This window comes from Psychrobacter sp. AOP7-C1-14, from assembly GCF_052376135.1.
GTDB lineage: Bacteria > Pseudomonadota > Gammaproteobacteria > Pseudomonadales > Moraxellaceae > Psychrobacter.
Map to the genome: position 1 here is coordinate 20,901 of NZ_JBQSVH010000021.1, position 19,402 is coordinate 40,302.

Genomic DNA, 19,402 nt, shown 5'->3' on the forward strand with positions numbered 1-19,402 from the left:
TACCAATTGCAAGGCTAGGGGTTGCTCCCGAACGACAGATATTCACACCCTTAAACTGTCACCGCCTTGCTCCTATTATGATTAAGGGTGTAAGGGTGTGTACTGTGAGCTTAGTAGATCTGATAAAAAAAGAAGATGATAAATATATCAGTGTTAGTGCCTTCATTAAATTGGTTTCTAATCACACTAAAGACAGTGATGACTTGGTCATTGAATATCTAGGCAAATTTTGTTTATCCGATCTTCACGATAATATTAATGTTTATATCAAAAACTCTGCTAATGGGTATTCACTCGATGGCTATATAACATATCTAATATCTGAACATAACAAAATAGGTAATTTTCGTTTTTATTCCATGAGCGAGTTAGAGAAAAACAATAAGTTTATTACATCTTACTTTTTGAAACACGAAATTTTTAGTGCTAGTTTTATAGAGAGTCTTAATCTAAACCCTGATAGCTACAAAAAGCCCTTTATTGACGTTGCGGTTATCGACAACCCAATTGATAGAGATCTTGACCAAAATGACCAAAACTATATTTCTGCACTCAAATATGTAAATGATTTAGGTAAAGGCATTGGCTCAGGAAAGCCTTTAAAATTAGCTCTTGAGTATCTAGTTAAAAATATTTCATTCAGTGAAGTCGAACTTTATTTATATGACGTGGAAAAAGAGAAATACTTCTTAGTCTCACAAACCAATTCTTTAAACTATACAACTTCAATTGAGCTATTAGAAGGTATTTACCATACCCTAGATGGCAGTCAACGGGGTATAAACTTCTCAGATACCGCTCTTAAACCTTTTAAGTATTTTTACTTTGAATTTTCAGATTTACCAGACTTGCGGAATTCAGGCGATAATACAGCTGCATCAAAGGAGTCGAATCAAAGTAATAAGCGATTACCTCCTCCAAATCTATTAGAGAGGGATAAAACAGGAACACCAAAAGTAGGACACGTCATTAAAACCTATGATCAGCTTGTTGAGGAGCTAGCGACCGCTAATAATAGAATTAAGAAATTAGAACAAGTAAAAACTGAAGCTAATGCGCCAAAGCAACAAGAAAAAGAATTGGATGTTGACGAGGAGCCAAACCTTAAAGATAGTGCCTACTTCCTAATAGCAGTCTTGAAAGACTTATTATTAGATATAGAGATCACTGGTTATTACTTCCAAAGTGATAAAGATAAAGGTAAGAAAGAACCCACACAGACAGTACTCGCACAGCACATTGAAGGCATGGGTATCAAAGACTTAAAGACTAGAAATATAAATGGCTTATTCGCTAAAGCTAATGCAATGTTAAGTGATGCAAAGAAGAGCTGATATTTTTAGTAGTACGGATTGCAAATGCAATCTACGAGTTGCAAGTACAAATTGCAAATGCAATCTACAAATTGCATTTGCAATGACCTAATCAATCTTATCCCTCAAACTTCACCTCATAGCAGGGCGTTACTGCCCATTACTTTAAATGCGAAGAGGTGAACCATCATGACACTAGTCGATCGATATCTAAGAATGGCAGATCTTGCCAACCAGCCTGCGCGAGCTGCTAAGAGCTACATTACAAAGTCAGGGCAAAAACGCACCGTGACGGCCAAGCCTGCTACACGTGGTATAACTGGCTTTTCTATTAAACACATCTATCATCTAATCAAAAACGACCAGTTCCCAGCTCCGATAAAAATTGGTCATGCCAGCGTTTGGCGCTTATCTGAAATAAACCAATGGTTGGATAGTCATGGCCAAGCTACCCGTAGCGAGGTGTAACTATGATTACTCCACGACACACCCCCATCAAATCCCAAAATGATACCGTTAAGGCGCATATGTTAGCGGGCCATGCTATTGACACTTGGCAAGCCTATAAGCTTTATAACATAACATCTTTGGCGCAACGCGTTTATGACCTGAAAAAATCCGGGATGCCTATCAAAAGTAAGATGGTCACTAAGAATAGTAAAACGTATAGCATATACTGGATAGACAGCGAGGTTATTCAAAGCTACCAAAAAAACCCTGATGACATCATTAACGAGTCAGTAGAAAGTGAGGCTCATCATGACGTTAAGTAACTGCATTCAGTGTGGTCAGCATGGAGAGTGTCCGTCTAGCTCAAATTATGAGTATAAGGACTCAAAGTTGAGTCTTTATCACACTAATTCGAGTCAGAACAACAGTGTTTTGAGTTTGATTGATACAGTCAAAGTCCTGTCAAAAGTTATGGATTCAGAGTTTTCATTTTCTGATGTAACACGGGATATTACCCATTTTTTGAAAGCGATTGCGCTATCCACGCAAAAGCTTAAGCTTGCCTGCTATAGATTAAACAGTGATGATTCTGGCATTAATCTCTTTACAATAGACGATGACAAGCGTTATGATAGTATCACTACTAATTGTTCAGCGGTAAAGCCAAACCGTCATCCCCTGGCTATTTTTATGTCCAAAATCTGTCTGACTAACTATCAGCGATTTACCAATGACATAAATACGAATATTTCTGCACTGCAGGCAAGTCATAAATATAGTACCGATACCATCGGTGCGAACATCTATGACGGGTTAAGTGGGCCGAATAAAAGACCCCTCGTGGGAAATAAGCCCCGCCGTCTGAACACGGTAGTTAATAACCTGTCACCCTTTTTTTCGGGTGGCAACAAACTAACTAATTGTTCAGGAGCTATCCTTCATGGGTAATTCAATCCGTACGACCTCAAAAAACCAAAACACCCCTACACTAGCCACATTCAAAGCTGGTGATAGTGTTCTATGCCCATCATTAAGCTTCACCTCGTTTGTACTGACAGCCGACCCATACGGCAAGCGTGACCTATTGGCACTCACTCACGATGGTAGTCACTTCTACTACGATGATAAAGGCTATTTTGTCAAAGTATCTGATACAGAAACAGACGATTATCAGCCGTCCCTATTCCAAGACACGCCAACCAACCGTCAAGCGATTGCAATATTATATAACGGCAGGTTCGCTACTCAAGCCAATCAGCGCACAGTAATCGATACCACAGAGGGCAATGATGATGAAGTAATTTTAATATCATCTATGGAGCTATCGGACACCGCTTGTGATATCGATGGTGCTATTGGCTTATTGAATGATATTGGCATTCTGTTATGGATGATCTATCAAGAGAAGATGACGCCAAGCCAAGCAGCATCAATGGCACGCTTGTCGCATGATTCTACTGACACATGGGCCGACTTACTTAGTAGTAGATTAAACACCATCAATAAATCATTAGTTCAAACCACCTTTGGTACTGAGGTGGCAGCATGAGTATTAATAAACCAGCTAACGATTTGATAAACGCTAAAGAAGCTGAAATCCAGCGCCTTTCATGGTTCAACGCTTTATTCACTACCATCAAGAATGACCTTGAAAGGGGTGATACATACAAAGCTCAAGAACTTGCCGATCTTGGACAGTATCTAGCTCAAGACTTCCATCATTATTCAGAAGATGATCTGTCTCGCCTTAACAAAGAGCCGAAGGTGGAACTATGAAAAATAGCTATCCATCAAAACAAAGCCGCCGCCATGCAAAGCGTAAAAGTTACTATAAGAAGTACCGCGCTACTCGCCAACCTTCCAAGCAAGACCTTAAACAAATAAGTCGGCAGGGAGGGAGTAATGACTACCACACTGCGTAAAACCAACGCCCACAAAAAAGCCCGAACGTTAAGCTCAGGCTTCTTGGAACTGATAAAAGCTTTTGTACCTACCCCTCCGCAAGGGCTGGCAAGTGAATACATATCATTAGTGATGGATCATAAGAATAATGATAGCACAACTGTTCTCGATATAACATTCGCTCAAGCTCATAAACCTATGCCAGTGTGGTTTAGAGGGCCTGAAGGCTTCCAAATAGTAAGAGGCACTATACCAGAAGTATATAGCCCACTAATAGATGGAGGGCTGAAGAATGAGCGTCGACAAACAGAAAAATAAGGGTGAAGGTTTATACCAATCGCAGTGGCATAGAAGCCCTAATAGCATAATTGATTATGTGGCAGGAGGTATGCTCAAGCCTGGCGCATTAGTAGTGGTCCTGACGGTTATTAGGTACACAGAAGGTATGGGCGGTAAGAAGTCAGCAGCAATTCCTACTGAAGTGTTCATGCGTGTCTTGGGTACAAATAGAGAGAAAACAGCGTATGAGCATGTTAAGCAAGCCGTGAAATCGGGTCTAGTGCAGGTAATAAAAAAACAAGGCTGTATTAATCATTACTCAATCAATCAAGAGTCTGACTTATGGCATAAATCGCCAGTAGTGGCGGAAAGCGCCAGTAGTGGCGATAAGTGCCACATAGGTAGTGGCGAAAAGCGCCACAAGGTAGGGGCGGAAAGCGCCATAGGAGTAGTGGCGGAAAGCGCCACACTTATAAAGAAAGATATTAATAAAGATATTCTTAAAGAGGAAAATGAATTAGAGGTTTTTGATAGATCTTATGAGGTAGTTAAAAACCAATTAAAGATGGCAGGAATTATTCCAGTTGGTAAGCCAGTCAATGATGATGAATTAAAGCCAGAGATCTATAAATTTATTACTTGGTGTAATGAAAAAGGAATAGCTGAGCTACAGCGGTCCCGATCAGTTGTTAAGTGGTTTCAGAAGATGGATGCAAAAGACCGCAAACGTTTCTATACTTTCGCTAATGAAGACAACCGTTATTACATGGATTCTGCTAATGAGCCTGAGGATGTCCCAGTATCAGACGAACGTGCAGAAGAAATTAGAGCTCAGCACGCTGAGACAATAATAGGGATGGGCTTCTAATGACACTACTTAATCAGCAGGAGTTGTACAGTATTGAGATTGAACAGCGCATCTTGGAAATTCTTATGACTCGTGATGAGGCTTACGATAAATATAGCGACCTCATAAGATTAGAGATATTTTTTGCTGAACGACATAAAACAATCTATCGAGCTATTGTTAGCCTTAAAAAAACAGACCCAAAACAAGAGCTTGATCTTGTGCTAGTTGGTGATCGCTTGAAGCAGGTTAATAAATTAAAAGAAGCAGGCGGGGATGAATACCTGGTAAAGATATTTAGCACACCTCATGTAATGCTCTCATGCAATCTAGATGAACATATTAAGACGCTAGAGGACTTACGGTTAAGGCGTGAGATGTCAAATAAGTTAAATATTGCTGTTCACTCGCTAAGCGATAGAGAGAATGATGCCTTAGACGTATTACACAACTGCGTAGATAGTATGGTCAATGTATCGACTGGTCATGTTGAGAGCAAAACGCAAAATATGACCAGCTTGTTACATGGAGTCATAGATCAGGTCGAATATATTAAAAAGCATGGTGTGACATTCATGCGTACAGGCTATGACGACTTAGATAAATCAGTCATGGCAGACGTAGGTAATCAATGGGTTATAGCTGGACGCCCAACAATGGGCAAAACCATACTTGCTGAAAATATCACTAGGTTTATCACGAAAACTACTGGCAAAGCAGGTGTTATCTTTAGTTTAGAAATGAAAGCTTCTGATATGGCAATACGTATGCTTAGTGCTGAGGGTTCTATCCCAGTACAGGCGCTTAAGAAAGAAAAGATTAGTGAAGATAACTATGCAAGGTTCTACGCCACCACAGCAACTATCCAGGGGCTAAACATACACGTCAATGACGACAGATCAATAACGCTAGCAGGCATCAAGACAGAGCTTGCCCGCATTTATAGAAGTCATGGCGAAATAGGTGTAGTTATGGTCGACTACATTCAAATCATGAAAGAAGTTATTGAAGCTGGTGGAGAGTTACGGACAAAGATTGCTGAGATTAGTAGAGCCTTACGAGCAGTTGCTCAGCAATATAACTGCTTAATGATCCTGCTGTCCCAAGTCAACCGCCAATGTGAATCAAGACCTGATAAGCGCCCTCATATGGGTGACCTGAAGGATTCCTCAGCGTTAGAGCAAGATGCAGATATTATCACCATGGTTTATAGGCAAGATAAGTACGAGAAAGACGTAAGCAAGCATACTAACGTAGTAGAGGTCATCGTGGCTAAAAACCGTAATGGCAGTGATGGAACGGTGAAACTTGCTTTTGAAGGTCAATACAGCCGCTTTAGCAATCTAACAACATACAACACTGGTGATGAAATACCACCTTATAGGAGCAATAACTTGTGATCAGTAAATATGACGAACCTCGTCCCTTTAATAAGTATTGCAACAAAACAAAGGCTAAATAAAAAAGCACCCATGTTGGTCGCATGAGTGCTTTGGCTGGCAAGTAACAGAGCAATGTTATCGCATGCCGTTCGCATATTAATTATATATTAATTTGAGGATAATTGTATGCGCATAACAAATAAGCAGATGGTCTTAGATGCGATTATTGACTTAAATAATCAAGAGCAGTCAGTTACTCGTGAGACGTTATCGGGTTTGATTGACTTATCACTTGCGGTGATTGACGAGAAGCTAACATCATTAGTTAACGATGGATTAATCTATCGTATTCAACGTGGTGTATATGTACCAGTTGTTACTCATGATCAAGCACGTATCATCAGTAAGATAATTCTGCCCTGTGGCACAGTTAAGATTGACATTGGTGATGACGTTTGGACATTAACACCAAAAGAAGCACGTATCGTAGGTTCGCTTATGATGTGCGAAGCCATGCAATATAGCAATATTGAGCTGGGCCATCATGCCGCACTCACTACTGCTAAAATGGATTTACAAACGAAAGAGATGCGTAGAGAGATTAGGGAGCTACAAAAAGTACTAACCGCTAGCAGTCCCTCTTAGCAATATCCTTTCTTTCTTCTAATTAAATATAGGTATAAAGAGAGCCCTGCAATCGCTGCAGGGCCTTATTTTTTCTATAAAATTTACATTACGAATAAATTCTTTTGAGCTTGCCTGCCAATATTTTAGAATGAACTTGCACAGTTAGAAGTGCCTTTAGGTTAGCGTGATGGCATAGATTGGCCTGTTTCCAGTGAGACTAGCGCATCTCTCTGAGCACGAGTTAGTTCACCGTTTGATCCTTTAACGGGCTCCCTGATTCGAGCTTTTTCTCTCTCATACTCTAATCGTTCATTATAGCCACGTCTCACAGCCGGTGCAGGAGCTTGTTCCAGCGCTAATAACTGTTCTGTCTGTGACGCTGTCAGACCTTTAGAGCCCTTAATGGGTTGGCTGATTAAGGCTTTTATTCTTTCGCGTTCAAGCTTTTCATCGTAGCTTAACTGACGCTCTGTATTGGCTCCCTGAGCTGGAAGTGATGCTTGAGTGGATAGCTGTTGTTGCGACTGCTGATACTGTGCTTGCTGACTTCTTTGATTATGAGCTTTAATAGCTTCCATGTCACGGCTCTTCTTTTCCTGATACTCTCTTTGAGCTAAAGCTTGTGCATTATCACGTCGAGCTTGATATTCGTAAGCTCTATAATCTTTCAACTCTTTTTTAAAAGTGCTAAAAATATAAATTACTTCTGTTGCCGTGCCCTCTTCCAAAATTCTAGCAATATTATCTTGCTCTTCTAAGGGCTTGCTCTGCGCCCAACTTACAAACTCAGGGCTCTCCATAATCTTATCTGCATCAGGATGAGCTTGATAAATAGCCTCAAAGTGCAGCTCAGCAGCTTTATCATCGTTAGGATCAGCAGCCGTCAATGCTAGTACCTCTTCTTGATTCTCAGCACGTATGTCCCAATCCCAAGGCTGGCTAGTATCAACCTCACCCGTCATCTCGCCAGCTTGGTCTTGTCCGATGATAGAAGGTATGACGATAGAAACAACAATCCCTAATATGCCCAGAGCAGCAATAGATAGAAAATACTTCTTAAACATGCTTTTTTCATACTGATCAAATCCATCCTTAGGAATGAAGTAAAAAACAATATGAACCAAAGGGCTAAAAATTACAGCTGCAATAGCTAATAAAGAGCTAAACGTCCACATAATACGAACGGTCTGGAATAAGTACCAAAATGACGCAACGATAATAACCAACGCCGCCAAACAAAGGCCAAAAATTATGATGCTATCCATGACTAGTCCTATTCCAGTACAGTTTTAATATAGGAATTATATCCGCCCTACTCATCTCATGTCTAACATTTATAGACAATAGTTATTTCTTGTCAGCCTTATTTAAATCTGAGCCAATGAGACACGCCGATAATACACGCTATTATTAGTATCAGCTCAAAAACACTAAGATCATCTTCCTCTTCATACTGCTGCATTTGTACGGACTCCCTATAGTCTCCGTCTGAATTAGCTTGCGCTGGTGTGCAGATTAATTTTAAGGCAAGCAGCATATAACCCGTAACGATTAGTAATTTTCGCATGAACAAAATCCTCTTTATATATGACATCAAAGCACCTCAAAACTGTTTATGTTGCGAGTAGTAACGTCGGCCCCTCTACGTAGTTTCTTTTTATTTAGTCGCTAATCATATGCACTATAGAAAGTCATAACAAAGCACTCATTGGCAACTTGCAGTGTTTATTACTCATTGACCTAAAAAGAGATTATGCACGATATATAAGTGATTATGCATGACTGAATAAGCTGCACTGATTCGCGCATTATCACTCCTATAAGGTTCGACTTAGTGCATACAACCATAGTAAAAAGCTCATATATAAACACTTTGGAGTATAGGTCATGGCTAAAAAAGTAAAAGCAAACTGGGAAGCGATTGAGTTGGCATATCGCGCAAACGTGAAAACAGTCGCACAAATAGCTGAAGACTTTAATGTCAAAGATAGCACGCTACGCTCGAGAGCCAAGCGTAATGGTTGGTCGCGTGACCTTAGTAAACGTATCAGACTAGAAGCGGATAATATTGTTAATGCCAATGCTGTTAAGCGCGAAGTTAGACGTTTAGAGAGTATGGATAATGCCACTGTAGAGGAGAATGCCAAACTTACCGCTAGCATTCGCATATCTCACCGAGAGGATATCGGTAAAGCTCGCGCACTATCTATGATGCTACTTGAAGACTTAAAAGCTCAAATAGGCACCGATAACCGCAAACGATTAGAAGACCTTTTTATTGCAGCGCTACAAGCAGAGGTGGTAGATGCAAGCGCACTTGAAGCGTATGAGCGTGTTACGTCAGTATCTAACCATGTGCGAACACTAAAAGATTTGGCAGATATCATGACCAAGTTTATCATGTTAGAACGTCAGGCTTATAGTCTCGACGATGCTGACAGCTCCCCAATCGACGCGCTAACCAGCTTGCTACACAGCATTGCGAACAATAACGGCAATGCCTTTAGTGTGGTTAAAGATGATCCTGCCTATGAGGGTGAGGTAGATAACGTGGCAAGTAATACGATAGGCGTTAAAGCTAATGTTTATTAATCAATAAGACAGACTGGCCTGCAAGTGATTGACTTTAAAGCAAAACTCAATTTTGAGTTTTGTAAAACCTTCAGGACAATTCCGTTTAAGGCATTTTCTCAGCACCGCTATAAGGTTTTAAGTATCACGCAATATTGCTCATACTGTACTCATAATCATTCAATTAGCGAGAAATAACATGTCTTTTGATTATGTATCAGATGAAGAAAGAAAGAAACGCCGTGAGCAGTTTGACAGTAACAGAGAAAAACTAGGCTTTGGTGCCAAGGCAGGCCAAGGTGGTCTGCTTGATGCTGGCAAGTTAAATAAGCAGGTACAAGAAGCACAGATAACGCCTACTCCAGCGCAGACTCAAATGCAGGAAGCCTCGAGTAATGGAAGACAACAACGCGCTCAAGCCTTAGGGCAGATTGAGATCAACAGACAAGAACGCGACCAAAAACAGGCTGCGGCGTTAGCCCAGGCTCGAAGCATCGTTCAGTTACCTGTCAGAGAGCAACCGCAAGCAGTACAGCAAATGAAAGCACAAGGACAAGAGCGAGCCGGACTCGCGACAAATCCAGTGACAGCAAAGCCTTCACTTGATATTAGAGTAATGAATCGTCCCAATGCTGCTAACGCGCCTAAGTTGGGCATGGTGCCCAATCAGCAAGCCCAATCTCAAATAGCCGCGCCACAGCTAGGCGTGGTGAGAAATAATAATGTGAGCGACAAGACGATAGCGGATGAAGCTGATGTGCTAAAACCTGTGTATAGCGACAGCCCCAAACTCGGGTTCGGTGCCAATGGTGTGCAGCGCGGCAATCCCGATAATAAAAAGTTTGGACTGTCTGTAGATAACAATGCACCCGTAGCACAGCCGATTGCACCAACAATGGGTGGCGTCAATAATGGATTTGGATTTACTGTAATGCCGCCACCTCGTAAAGCTTATGGTGAAGACAGTCGCCGCGCAGTACTAGCAATGGATATTAAGCCACACAAAAATGGCGCTGGACTGACCACCGGTCAGATTGCCCTTAAAAACGCAATCTTAAATGGTGATGATGCAAAGTATGCCAACGAGCAGTACACCACACAGATGAACGCTGCGCAGAAATTGGCGCAAGAAGCTATGTCACAGGGTGGCGAGAATTCACGCGCTGAGCTGAATGAGCGTGGTGCGAATAGCCGTGCCAGCCAGCAGCTCGGTTTTGATGCGGATAAGTTCCGACAGACCGCGGCACAGGCCCAGCAGGAAAACAATTTTAATACTCGACGCTTAGATATGCAGCAAGCTAATGATGAAGTTACTAACTACTTACCTAAACAACTCAATAACCTTTACGATAAATATGCTACTGCTGAAACCGAAGGGCAGAAATCAGCGATTGCTGCACAAATTCAAATGCTCAAAGGTTCTAACACTGATTCAGATAAAGAATATTGGACCAGTATCAGTGGTGGCGAAACTTTATCTGAAGATGGTTTGACGTCCATTAAAAACCCTGACTTACTACTTAACAGAAATACTGGTGAGACTCGATCCATTCCTCTAGAGCCTATTGATTATGCTAACGATCCACGCGCCATAGCGATAAAAAATAACACTAGCTTAAGTACTGAAGAGCGTCGCAAACAACTTGAAGCGTTGAGGTAGTCGATATGGATAACAATAAAAGCAAAGAGCAGAAACCATATAACCGTAACGATGCCATCGCAGCCTTCATGCAAGACGCGCCAGCCAAAGACAAAGGCGCACTAGGGCACGTACGTGACGCTAGCTTGTCTTTCCTTGGTGATGGCGTTTTAGGTGTCGGTGAAGCAGTGGTTGGCTTGAATAGCATGGCTACCGGTGGTCTTATGGGTAAAACCCTTAAAGACACATTAGGCTATGATGCGAAAGCGGCTCATGAATTTATCGGTGATTTGAAAACCGACAAGTATAAAGAGCAGAAAAAAGAATTTCAGGATGCCGACGGTATTGGCGCTAAATTTGGTAAGGCTATCAGTAATCCGTCGTTGGTTACTAACACGGTCCTTGAGTCCCTGCCATCAATGGGTCTTGGCGGTGCATTTTCTAAAGGCATAGGTCTTGCCGCTAAAGGTTTATCGCCAATCGTAAGGGGTGCCATAGGAGAAGGCTTAGTTGGTGCTGGCATGTCAGCTGAACAGATACGTCAAGAAACTGATGACGGTCTATTGACTGGCAAGCAAACGGGACTTGCTGCCGCTACCGGCGCCACTACTGCAGGATTTGGTTTTGCTGGCGGTAAAGTTGCACAGAAACTTGGTATCGGTGATATCGACACTATGCTAGCTGGTGGCACACGCACAGCAAGTGGGCGTGCTGCTAACGAGGGTGCAGAAAATACTGTCAAGCAGAAGAACATCGTTAGACGTGCTTTAGAAGGTGCAGTCACCGAAGGTTTGTTAGAAGAGCTGCCACAGTCTGTATCAGAGACAGTACTGCAAAATATCGCTCTGGATAAACCAGTAGAAGAAGGCGTTGATGCTGCTGCCGTACTCGGTTTGTTATCAGGTACGGCGATGGGTGGGTTTGCTGGTGGCATTACTCGCAACAATAAACCAGCCAGCGACATTACGCCAACAGAAGATATGGGCCAAGAAGTACCTAGACTTGGGGCTCCCAGTCCTGATAGACCAGGTGGCGGTAATCAACTTGGCTATCAGGGTGAAATGAGCGACCCAAATAATCCTAATGGGATTGAGAACGCTAACCCGGATTACTTTAATCGTGGTCAAGTTCCAGATGCCAATGGTATGCGCAACCTGAATCCTGATCCTGAGCTACCATACAATAGCGAGCTTGGTGGTCAATTCAGCGCCACACAAGACGGCACAGTCTTTAGTGAAGCTGAATACAATAACTACTTAGCGCAGCAGCAAGAGCAAGCAAGAACCGCGCGCGACGCTGGCATGCCTGACATAAATGATATTACACCTGTTCCTGAAGGTTATGAGCAGTTCGGTAGCGACCCACGCTTGCCAGCACCTCGCAGTGATTTTGAAGTCACAGCTGACGGCACCGCACAAACTGCCAATGATGTGAATGAAAACATCCAAAGTGTGCGAGCTGCTAACGTCGAAAGACTTGCGAGGCGACTACGTGGTGAGTTGCAAGACAATACGCCAGTACCACAAGATGCATTAGGGTTTGGCAACCTTGAAGCCACTGACAATCGTAAGCTATCTGAACGCATGGGGCTCGACCCCAATAAGGGCGGCTTAAGTGCAGCTGCTGCTATTGCCGTGGATAGTGGCGCCAGTTCGGTCGCCGCCAACTTTGAGCAGGCAAGCGCTAGAAATGTGACGCCTAATTCTTATGATCAGTCAGCTTCAAACAATGCCCTCACCCAAACATCAGGAATAAACCCAGTATCAGAAAATAGTGGAATTACTGAAGCTCAGAACTTGCCCACACAAACCAAGTGGCAGCAATCTATGAGCGCACGCTTGCAGGGTGCCGACCAATCAAGCCCAGAATATGCACGCTTATCACAAGCCATTATTGATGAGCCCAAATCTATTCCAGTTAAAAATAAGATGCTGCGTGAAGCCTCATTGATGCCACAAATGGAAGTACAATCAAAACAGGTTGACCCTAAAGCGCGCGTCGTTGATGAAGCAAAGGCTAAGACAGTCGCATACACTCCTAAAGGTGATGAAATACAATCACAGTGGGATGTAATCGATGCAAGCCAGCTTATCACTAGCAATACCGATACCTTTAGCCCAAACCCAGACTTCCCTTCTGAACGGCAGCCACGCGACCGTACACGTGCCAGCAGTCAAAAACAAGTCAATGACATGGCTAATAAACTACAGCCAAATATGTTGGGTGCAAGCTCTGACATATCGACCGGCTCCCCCTTCATTGGTGCCAATGATAATGTGGTCGACTCAGGCAATGGCCGAACGATGGCAATCAGACGCGCCTATCAACAAGGTGGCGAGAAAGCACAAGCATACCGTCAGTTTGTCAGTGAGAGCGCTGGCAAGTATGGTCTTGATACAAACGCTGTTAATAATATGCAAGCGCCGGTACTGGTACGTCGCAATATGTCAGATATGGATAGAAATGAGTTTGCAGCCGTAGCGAACCAGCCAGCGGTTGCTCGCATGAGCTCAACAGAACAATCAGTGGTCGACGCTAAGCGATTACCTGACGCCAGCCAATTAGCTTTTGGTGCCGATGGCAATATGAATTTATACCAAAGCAGTAGCTACGTTAAAAACTTTATATCTGGTCTTCCTGCTACCGAGCAATCGGCCATGATGGATGATGCTGGCGCGTTATCACAAGAAGGTAAACGCCGGGTTGAATCTGCCATCATTCAAGATGCATACAATGCGCCAAACTTAGTAACTGCTATATCTGAGACGCTAGGGGAAGGCTCGCAAAACATTCTTAAAACGTTGACCAGTAAAGCACCACAAATAAGCCAGATTAATAGCAATATGAAAAGTGGTGACGCTTTTACCAATACATTAGCTACAGACTTGGGCGATGCAGCGCAGGCTTATATAGATATCGTTAAGAGCGGTCAAGACGTAGAGACTTATCTAAGTCAAGACGATATGTTTGGTGAAGGGTTAAGCGCTGGCGCGACTGAGATGCTTAAAGTGTTCTCTGACAATCGACGTTCAGCCAAAGCCATAGGCGATAACATTCAAGCACGTATCAATGCTATTACTGGTAGAGGCAACCCTAAACAGGGCGGTCTATCGTTTGACGATGAGCAAACCTCAGCACCTACCCCTGCAATCAACGGAAATAGAGGTCCAGTAGTACAGGACTTGCCAGCTGCTACTCCAGAGGTTGCTGCTAACAACGCAACAGCCCAAGATGATAGCTCTATAAGCGAGCTCTCAAAAAAATATGGATTCAACGATGATAATCGACTAGATCATGGTGAGCTATCCATCCCAAACCGTACACGCAACATAGATAAAGAGCTTGATGGTTATAAGCGCGATAAAGCAAAAATCGATGCCAAAAAACTTGATGAAGTGAAGGCTAAAAACACCGAGAAGGCGGAGGTGGAGAAAGAACGCCTAATACCAATCAAAGAGCAGGCGCAAGCAGAATACAAGCAGTACGGCACAGCAATGGTCAAAGCATATAAGGGCAAGCTTGAAGCACAAGGAGTGAATGCGCGTGACTTTATACGTGATGAAGCGCAATACAATCCTGAATCGTTCCTGAGGCTGTCTAGCAAGTTTCAAGAGGAGCAACAAGCCAAACATCAATCACCTATAGCAAAACAGGAGACAGTGGTTTCTAACCCAATGAAAACGCCTCAGTCTTCTGTAGTAAAAGCAGAAACAGAAAAATCAGCTGCTAAGACTGAGCCAAAATCCAAGCCTAAGTCAGTTGTACCAATAACAGATGAGGTAAAATTCAGCCGCGCTGCAACCAACACAGATAATATTAAGGGCACCACTAGCACCACACGCCAGCAAGTCATTGGCAAACTAAACGATAAGTTTGGTAAAGAAACCATTGATAAGCTTATGAGCGACGGAAAGCTTGATATAAGAATGCTGTCTGACTTTGTACAGGACAGCAGGCTAACCATTCCAAACGATGTAGATGGCTTGTACTACAATGGCAAAGCGACTTTGATTGCCGATAACTTATCTGACGATATGATTATCCCAACCTTCTTGCATGAGCTTGGCGGTCATGGTGGCTTGCAAACCATGATGAGTGACAAGGCTTATGCCGCCTTGATGAAAGATTTTGATGCCATGGTTAAAGCGGGCGACCCATTGGCCGTAGAAGCAAAAGCCATGGCTGATAAAGTTGCTCGCAATGAGCAAGACGCGCTTGACGAATACCTACCCTACCTGATTACTTTGGCGTCACGCCAGCAAGGTAAGCAAGGCAAGGTTGCTGGCATGATTAATCGTATGATTATGGCTATCCGGTCATGGTTAAAAAATACGCTTGGCGCACCGGTTAAAATTAACTCAAAAGACGTGTTGGCACTAGCTGAACGTATGGTAGAGACTCGCACACGGACGCCGCTACTCAACATAGAGTCGTCAGTTAATAGTTTTGAGGGTATCAATGCACCTGAAGAACAGATCAGCACTGTTAAGAAAGAACAGGCAGCCGAACCAAGAAAAGCCCCTAATGGCAAGCCTAGTAACTTGAATGAGCAGCAATGGCTGCAAGTTCGTACACCAGCATTCAAGCAATGGTTCGGTGATTGGGAGAATGACCCGGTTAATGCGTCTAAGATACTCGATGAAAATGGCGAGCCTCTTGTTTTATATCATGGTGCCAAAAGTGATTTTTGGGCGTTCGATATGAGCAGGTCTGTGCCTGAGCGCAACAACGGCATGATGGGCATGTTCTTTACTGACAACGCTAAAATGGCGGCAGGGTATGCAGTTGATCTAGCAAAAGAAAAAGAAGTGTTTGCAGCTAAATCTAATCAGTTTAAGGTTGCACGTACTTTTAATGACAAAAGATACATGCTCGAAGCTGAGGGTAAGACTGGTGATGAAATCCAAGAGCTGACCAAAAAAGAATATGCCGCCATAAAAGACGCTGAAAGAAACTTTGAAGCGGCTAGAAAAGCAGCATATGACCAAGCATTCAATAACGCCACCGATAGAACAAAGGCTGTGTTCATCAACTCACAAGCGCCGTTTGTGCAAGACGCTAAAGGTGAGGGTTTTTGGGGTGTGAATAAAAAAGCGGCAGAAAACTACGCCACTGGTATTTATGATGGGATTGTAAACGACAATGTGCTTGATGACGTTAGTTCTGAGTTCTCACAAGGCCCAGCCAAAGTGGTTATTTCTTTTGACGCCACTAATATCAAGTCTGCTACCGATAACGTAGGCGCGTTTGACGCCAATAACGATGATATTCGCTACAGCCAAGGCTCTGACGGTATGAAGTTTAGTCGCGCTGCTGGTGGTATAAATGACCCAATGGACCCACGCAACATTGCCAAAGAAAGCATGACGCGCTTTTACGACTGGGTATCTTCAGCTCCGCCCGGTAAGCTATCATGGTGGCACAAGACCATCGGCACCATGTACAACTTGGCACAGCGTAACCCTATGTTTAAACCGGTATTCGATAACACTGAGAAGTTTATCAATGATGTGAGTTTCTACGCCTCAAAGGCCAGTGAGTTTGCGCCACGACTACTGCCACAGCTTGATTCACTACGTGATATCACCAAGTCCGCTATTGGTGCCAAGGATAACGAGGCGCTAAGTAAGCCAATTTTTGAGGGCACACTGCTATGGGGCCGCGACCTTAATGGTAAAGCGGTACTCATTGAAGACTGGCGCAAAAAGGTCATGTCCGCGTCGAAGCAGGATAGATTGCAAATGCTAAAAGATGCCAACCGTATCACGCCAGCACAGTTGCAAGAATTGGCCAAGATGAACAATATCCAAGCCAATCGCTTTATCAATGGCATTATCGATGAAGAAGTTAACGCTGGTCTTGTTTGGAAAGATGCTGAGCTGCGATCTAAATTCAATCTTGACGATAAGCAGATTGAATTATACAGAGAGTTCCGCGCTACCACAGACAACAGCCTTGATAGTATGACGCGCTCAGACATGCTACGCCGCTTGGGTAAAGATGCGGCCGCTATTGAGGCGCAAGTTATGGAAGCTGGCACGTTACGCGAAGCCGTCTTTAATATCGAGCAGCATATCAACAGCCTGATACAGGCCAGCCCGAAAAAAGAGAAGGCATTAAAGCAGACACTCAAAGATATTAAAGAGTCGCAATTCCGAACCAATAAACTTATCGATGATGGCTATGCGCCACTGTCACGCTTTGGTCAATACACAGTTGATGTCGTAGATGCGGCAGGCAACCGTGAATATTTTGGTATGTTTGAATCAGCCTATGAAGCTCGCAAGATGGAAGCCGAGATGAAGTCGCTGTACGACGGTGACGGTTATACGGTCAGTCGCGGCGCTCTATCTAAAGAAGAGTTCAAACTATTCGCTGGCGTGACACCAGAGACAGCTGAATTGTTTGGTGAAATGATGGGGCTTGATGCCACTGGTGACAAAGCTGCTGACGATGCATTCCAAGAGTACCTACGCCGCACTAAAAACAATCGTAGCACCATGAAGCGCTTGATGCACCGTAAAGGTATTAAAGGTTATTCTGAAGACGTTGGGCGTGTGCTAGCAAGTTTTGTGTACTCCAATGCGCGTCACACGTCTGCCGCTTTAAATATGGGCAACCTTGACCGTAGTATTCAAGACATTCCAAAAGACGAAGGTCAGTTAAAAGATGCGGCTGTAAAATTAGCAGAGTACATTAAAAACCCACAAGAAGAAGGCAATGTCATTCGCGGCTGGATGTTCGCACAATACTTAGGTGGTTCTGTTGCTTCTGCCGCGGTCAACATTACGCAGCCTATCGCTGTATCGTTCCCCTATCTCAGTCAATTTGGTGGCGGAGTGAAAGCTGCTGCTCAGTTAAATAAATCATTGATTGATTGGGGTAAATCGCTGAAGAGCAAAAACAATGACCATTTCGAAGCGGATTTACGTGAAGCTATTGAACGTGCAGAGGCAGACGGTACGCTTAGCCCGCAAGAGGTCCACAACCTACTCAGACAAGCCAGCGGTAAGAATCCACTAAGCGCTGGTGACGGTACAAAAATTGGTGATGCCAAAGCGCTTGCAGGTAACACACTGTCTCGCGTCAGTCTGGCATGGGGTTCGTTATTTAGTTTGGCTGAGCAGTTTAATAGACGAGTAACATTTGTGGCCGCTTATCGCATGGCGAAAGAGCAAGGCATGGATGATCCAGCAGCGTTTGCCACTCAGTCAATCAAAGAGACGCAGTTTGTGTATAACAAGGCCAGTCGCATGAACTGGGGTCGCGGCGCGGTAGGTGGTACGCTGATGACCTTTAAAACTTATACCGTGTCTTATATGGAGTTGATGCACCGTCTATGGACACAAGGCGAGAAAGGTTCTGTTGAGCGCGACCAAGGTCGTAAGGCTGTTGGCATTATGATTGGTACATTGTTATTGCTAGGTGGTGCTGGTGGCTTACCATTCATGGAAGATGCCGAAGACTTGGTAGATGGTATCGGTCAAATTATGGGCTATAACTTTTCATCTAAGAAGGTGCGTCAGCAGTTCTTGGATGAATGGGTGGGCGAGATGGCTGGCGACTTTATTGACGGCGGTATCTCAAGCGTATCAGGCTCACCAACTGATGTATCTGGTCGCTTGGGTCTGGGTAATCTAATACCAGGTACAGGTATCTTTAAAGAGCGCACCAGTAACTCGCGTGATGTACTCGAGATAGTTGGTCCTGCTGGTGACTTTGTGGGTCGTGTTGCTACCGGCACAAGAGATATCGCCAAAGGCGTCGCTAATCTTGATAGTACCAGCCTTAAGAAAGGCGTTCTAGAGTTTGCACCTACAGCTGTAAGAAACGCCGTCAAGGGTACCAGCATGGCAACGTCTGGCATTTATAAAGACACGAAGGGTTATAAAGTCGCTGACGTAACGCCGGTCGATGCTGCCTTTAAGTTCTTTGGCTTCCAGCCACGCGATATATCTAAAATCCAAGAGGCTAACTATCTTGGGCAGTCGTCAACGTCTTACTACAACTTACGCGCTTCTAGCATACGTGCGCTGTGGGCGGCTGGCGTGGTCGAAGGCAATCAATCCAAGGTCGCTGATGCACGCGCTGCAGTCAAAGATTGGAACAAGAAAAACCCTGACCAAAAAATCATTATCAAACCAAACGATATAGCAAGACGTGTGCGCGAGATGAAGATGGATAAGGTAGATCGCGTTATCAAGCTCGCACCAAAGTCAGGGCGTGGCACACTGGCGCAAGAGTTGAACGGTGTGCGTGACGGCATGTAGTCCAACTGTACGGAAATACCGAACACATCAAAGCTCACCCTAAGCGGTGGGCTTTTTTATTGCCACTCGCCAGACAGTAGGTATTCACTAGTTGGTCGGTCGCCTTGGGTATTCGACATTAA

The 19,402-nt window shown here is 43.8% G+C and carries 15 protein-coding genes; 13 read left to right on the forward strand and 2 right to left on the reverse strand.

Annotation, left to right across the window (positions count from 1 at the left end; all coding sequences use genetic code 11):
* Window positions 1-104 precede the first annotated feature (104 nt).
* The 10 genes from ACT3QN_RS11840 (at window position 105) to ACT3QN_RS11885 (ending at window position 6,818) form a co-directional block, all read left to right on the forward strand.
* Complete coding sequence (locus ACT3QN_RS11840) at window positions 105-1,334, forward strand: hypothetical protein (protein ID WP_444529234.1); 1,230 nt, start codon at window positions 105-107, stop codon at window positions 1,332-1,334.
* 168 nt (window positions 1,335-1,502) lie between these two features.
* A complete protein-coding gene (locus tag ACT3QN_RS11845) occupies window positions 1,503-1,781 on the forward strand; it encodes a helix-turn-helix transcriptional regulator (RefSeq protein WP_443518305.1) in 279 nt (92 codons plus the stop codon).
* A gap of 2 nt (window positions 1,782-1,783) precedes the next feature.
* Window positions 1,784-2,086: a helix-turn-helix domain-containing protein gene (locus ACT3QN_RS11850; RefSeq protein WP_443556112.1), complete on the forward strand. Its 303-nt coding sequence runs from the start codon at window positions 1,784-1,786 to the stop codon at window positions 2,084-2,086.
* Between the two features lie 67 nt (window positions 2,087-2,153).
* Window positions 2,154-2,711, forward strand: a complete 558-nt coding sequence (locus ACT3QN_RS11855; RefSeq protein ID WP_444529235.1) for a hypothetical protein — start codon at window positions 2,154-2,156, stop codon at window positions 2,709-2,711.
* Window positions 2,704-3,312 carry a hypothetical protein gene (locus tag ACT3QN_RS11860; RefSeq protein WP_444529236.1) on the forward strand — a complete coding sequence of 203 codons (609 nt, stop codon included), beginning with the start codon at window positions 2,704-2,706 and terminating at the stop codon, window positions 3,310-3,312. Before ACT3QN_RS11855 ends, ACT3QN_RS11860 begins: the two co-directional genes overlap by 8 nt.
* Window positions 3,309-3,539 carry a hypothetical protein gene (locus tag ACT3QN_RS11865; protein ID WP_444529237.1) on the forward strand — a complete coding sequence of 77 codons (231 nt, stop codon included), beginning with the start codon at window positions 3,309-3,311 and terminating at the stop codon, window positions 3,537-3,539. The genes ACT3QN_RS11860 and ACT3QN_RS11865 overlap by 4 nt, the downstream gene beginning before the upstream one ends.
* A 126-nt stretch (window positions 3,540-3,665) precedes the next feature.
* On the forward strand, window positions 3,666-3,983 hold the full coding sequence (locus tag ACT3QN_RS11870; protein ID WP_443556120.1) for a hypothetical protein: 318 nt from the start codon (window positions 3,666-3,668) through the stop codon (window positions 3,981-3,983).
* Window positions 3,958-4,812, forward strand: a complete 855-nt coding sequence (locus ACT3QN_RS11875; protein WP_443556121.1) for a hypothetical protein — start codon at window positions 3,958-3,960, stop codon at window positions 4,810-4,812. Before ACT3QN_RS11870 ends, ACT3QN_RS11875 begins: the two co-directional genes overlap by 26 nt.
* A complete protein-coding gene (locus tag ACT3QN_RS11880; RefSeq protein ID WP_444529238.1) occupies window positions 4,812-6,191 on the forward strand; it encodes a replicative DNA helicase in 1,380 nt (459 codons plus the stop codon). The genes ACT3QN_RS11875 and ACT3QN_RS11880 overlap by 1 nt, the downstream gene beginning before the upstream one ends.
* 168 nt (window positions 6,192-6,359) lie before the next feature.
* Entirely contained in the window at window positions 6,360-6,818 is a 459-nt protein-coding gene (locus ACT3QN_RS11885) for a hypothetical protein (RefSeq protein ID WP_444529239.1), read from the forward strand.
* Between the two features lie 161 nt (window positions 6,819-6,979).
* On the opposite strand, the gene ACT3QN_RS11890 is transcribed toward ACT3QN_RS11885, so the two are convergent.
* On the reverse strand, window positions 6,980-8,065 hold the full coding sequence (locus tag ACT3QN_RS11890; RefSeq protein ID WP_444529240.1) for a hypothetical protein: 1,086 nt from the start codon (window positions 8,063-8,065) through the stop codon (window positions 6,980-6,982).
* Window positions 8,066-8,163: 98 nt separating this feature from the next.
* Window positions 8,164-8,367 carry a hypothetical protein gene (locus ACT3QN_RS11895; protein WP_444529241.1) on the reverse strand — a complete coding sequence of 68 codons (204 nt, stop codon included), beginning with the start codon at window positions 8,365-8,367 and terminating at the stop codon, window positions 8,164-8,166.
* A gap of 320 nt (window positions 8,368-8,687) precedes the next feature.
* On the opposite strand from ACT3QN_RS11895, the gene ACT3QN_RS11900 reads away from it, so the two are divergent.
* The 3 genes from ACT3QN_RS11900 to ACT3QN_RS11910 all read left to right on the forward strand — a co-directional run bounded on the left by ACT3QN_RS11900 (window position 8,688) and on the right by ACT3QN_RS11910 (window position 19,280).
* On the forward strand, window positions 8,688-9,392 hold the full coding sequence (locus ACT3QN_RS11900) for a hypothetical protein (protein ID WP_444529242.1): 705 nt from the start codon (window positions 8,688-8,690) through the stop codon (window positions 9,390-9,392).
* A gap of 178 nt (window positions 9,393-9,570) precedes the next feature.
* Window positions 9,571-11,031: a hypothetical protein gene (locus ACT3QN_RS11905; RefSeq protein ID WP_444529243.1), complete on the forward strand. Its 1,461-nt coding sequence runs from the start codon at window positions 9,571-9,573 to the stop codon at window positions 11,029-11,031.
* Between the two features lie 5 nt (window positions 11,032-11,036).
* Complete coding sequence (locus ACT3QN_RS11910; protein WP_444529244.1) at window positions 11,037-19,280, forward strand: PLxRFG domain-containing protein; 8,244 nt, start codon at window positions 11,037-11,039, stop codon at window positions 19,278-19,280.
* The last annotated feature ends 122 nt before the right edge of the window (window positions 19,281-19,402 follow it).